2 protein-coding genes are annotated in these 3,216 nt (G+C 66.0%); both read left to right on the top strand.

Annotated elements, in window-relative coordinates; genetic code table 11:
* On the top strand, positions 1–1,243 hold a 1,243-nt coding region (locus AB0H00_RS31855), incomplete at its 5' end, for an alpha/beta fold hydrolase (protein ID WP_357273633.1).
* Positions 1,244–1,354: 111 nt separating this feature from the next.
* Positions 1,355–3,216, top strand: a 1,862-nt coding sequence (locus tag AB0H00_RS31850) for a type I polyketide synthase (RefSeq protein ID WP_357273631.1), incomplete at its 3' end; no start/stop codon positions are given.

Raw genomic sequence — 3,216 nt, 5'->3', positions numbered from 1 at the left:
AGCCACCGCAGGAACACTACCCAAAACACTCAACTCCCTGGTCACCACCTCCACACGCCACGTCGACACCATACGATCACTAGCACAACGACTGGCGTCCACACCCGAAGCCGAAATCTCGGGTGTCGTGCTGACCGTCGTCCGGGAACACATCGCCGCCATACTCGGACACGAGTCCAAGGACATGATCGATCCGGACGCCCCATTCCCGGAGTTGGGATTCGATTCGCTGGCGGGAGTCGAGTTCCGCAATCGACTCGCCAAGGCCACCGGCCTGCCACTGCCCTCCACCGTCGTCTTCGATCACCCCACCGCTCGGGCGCTGGCCGACTACCTGTGGTCCCGGATCACCGAAACCACGCACACCACGGTGGACACTCCCACCGCGGCGCCCATGGAATCCGCGATCCGGGGTGGTCTCACCGAACTGGTGTTGGCCGCACATCGGCGCGGTCGAGTCGAAGCCGCGATACCGATGCTGCTGGAGAGCGCCAAGCTCGCCGAGACATTCGCCACCGGCGCCGAGTTGCTCGTCAAGCCGGCGCCGATACCGCTGAGCAGAGGGACGTCCCGACCCTCGCTGATCTGTGTTCCGTCGTTCGTGGTCGGTACCGGACCGCACCAGTTCGGTCGGCTGGCGCGCGAGCTCGGCACCGACCGCACGATAGCCGCGCTGCGCCTTCCGGGAACTCAGCCCGGGGAACCCCTGCCCGAGTCGTGGGATGCGTTGCTGGATTGTTTGGCGACGACCGTGGAGGGCGTCGATGATCTGCAGCCGATCGTTCTTGTCGGTTATTCGGCAGGCGGCGCGATCGCGCATGCGTTGGCGCATCGCCTCGAGAAGAGCGGGCGTGGGCCCGCGGCGGTGATATTGCTCGACGCCTATTCGCCCGACGATGCGGAGCAACGTCGTCGGGTACTGGTGAGTGCGATCGGCTCTGTGCTCGACCTCGAACACGAGATGACTGAGATCAGTGATCACGGCCTGGTCGCCATGGCGAAGTACATGCAGATATTCGACGAGCGGCAACCCGCATCGATCGCCGCGCCGACGTTCAACCTGCGGGCTACGACGCCGCTGCCCGGCCTGGACCTCGTCGAGCCGGTGCCCGCGTGGCAGCACACGGGCGACACGGTCGAGATCGACGCGGACCACTTCTCGATCATCGAAGCGGCCTCCGCCGCCGCGGCGGACGAGATACGGCGCTGGCTCGAGGCGAGGGACGATGACGATTCGAAATAACCATCCCGACAAGCCGCCTGCCCTGATGTGGCGGTGTCTGACGTGGCTGCTAGAGCGCATGAGCGCGAAATAACAATGCTTGGTATCGGATAAGGCGAGACAGGAATTCCCATGGTCGAATCGGCGAATGAGATCGCTATTGTCGGAATGTCGTGCCGGCTGCCGGGCGCTTCGGACCTCGAAAACTTCTGGCGGCTGCTGCGCGATGGTCGCGATGCCATCGGCTCCGCTCCCGCCGACCGTCCTGGAATCGACGAGACGGCCGGATTCCTCGATTCGGTGTCAGAATTCGACGCCGACTTCTTCGGCGTGCCGCCCAACGAAGCGCGGTCGATCGATCCGCAGCAGCTCCTCGGTCTCGAGCTGAGTTGGGAGGCGTTGGAGGACGCGGGCTTCGGCGACCGGACCGGCGCGCGAGCAGGAGTGTTCCTGGGCTGCACCGGAACCGATTTCGCAGAAATAGTGGCCGCGCAAGGCAAATCCGGCATCGGCAGGCATTCATTGCAGGGTGTCGGTAGGGGTGTGGCCGCCAACCGAATCTCCAACTACTACGGGTTCACCGGCCCGAGCATCGTAGTCGACAGCGGGCAGTCCTCGTCGCTGGTCGCGGTGCACCTGGCCTGCGAATCGGTTCGCAGCGGCGAATGCGACATGGCGCTGGCAGGTGGGCTGAACTTCATTCTCTCGCCGTTGAGCGGCGAGCGCTATGAACAATTCGGTGCGCACTCGCCCTCGGGAAAGTGCTATACCTTCGATGAACGCGCGGATGGCACGGTGCGCGGTGAAGGTGGCGGCGTCATCGTGCTCAAGCTGTTGGCGCGTGCACTCGCCGACGGAGACCGGGTCTACGCGGTGATTCGTGGTAGTGCGGTCAACAGCGGCAACGAACGTCAGGTGTTGAGCGCACCCAGTGTGGCGTCGCAAAAGACAGTTATTCGGGCGGCACTAACGGCGGCCGGGGTAGACGGCTCGTCGGTGCAATATGTGGAGCTGCACGGAACCGGCACGCCGGCGGGCGATCCGGTGGAGGCGACGGCCCTTGGCGAGACCTATGGCGTGGGGCGGCCCGTGGACGCGCCGTTGGCCGTCGGTTCGACCAAGACCAACATCGGACATCTGGAAGGTGCCGCGGGGATCGCCGGCCTGATCAAGACGGCGTTGTGCCTGCGGCATCGAGAACTGGTGCCCAGCCTGAACTTTCACACCCCGAACCCGCGGATCCCGCTCGACGAGCTGGGGTTGCGGGTGCAAACCGCGCCGGACCACTGGTCTGCCGCGGCGCTGCGCCGAGCGGGGGTGTCGTCGTTCGGCATGGGCGGCACGAACGCCCATGTGATTCTGGAGGAAGCTCCCGTGCCCTTTGCGGGAGAAGGGCACGCCGGGCGGTCATCCGGCTCGCGGCCCCTGGCGTGGGTGTTGTCCGGACAGAGTCCGGAGGCACTGCGGGGGCAGGCTGTTCGGTTGCGGGAGTGGTTGGCCGATCATCCGGAGGCCCGTGCCGTCGATGTGGCGTATTCGCTGTCGCGTTCACGCATGCCGTTGGAGTGGCGAGGTGCTGTGGTCGGGCACGAGGTCGACGCGATGGGTGCCGGGTTGGCCGTGTTGGCCGATCCGACGGCGGCACCGGCTGCCGGTGCTGCCTTGGCGGTGACAGGTCGTGCCGCGTCCCGGCGGGTAGTTTTCGTGTTTTCGGGGCATGGAAGTCAATGGGTGGGGATGGGCGCGGCGTTGTTGGCGTCGGGGGGCGTGTTCGCGGAGTCGATCGCGGAGTGCGAGGCGGCGTTGGCGCCGTTCGTGGATTGGTCGTTGACAGAGGTGCTGCGCGGGGAGGCGGGTGCGGCGTCGCTGGACCGGGAGGATGTGCTGCAGCCGGTTTTGTTCGCGGTATCGGTGTCGTTGGCGCGGTTGTGGCAGGCCGGTGGAGTGGAGCCGGCCGCGGTGGTAGGGCATTCACAGGGCGAAATCGCGGCGGC

Origin of the sequence: Nocardia sp. NPDC023852 (genome assembly GCF_040639505.1) — a bacterium.
Taxonomy (GTDB): domain Bacteria; phylum Actinomycetota; class Actinomycetes; order Mycobacteriales; family Mycobacteriaceae; genus Nocardia.
The sequence above is the reverse complement of the archived record's forward strand: the minus strand, read 5'-3'. Positions and strand labels throughout refer to the sequence as shown.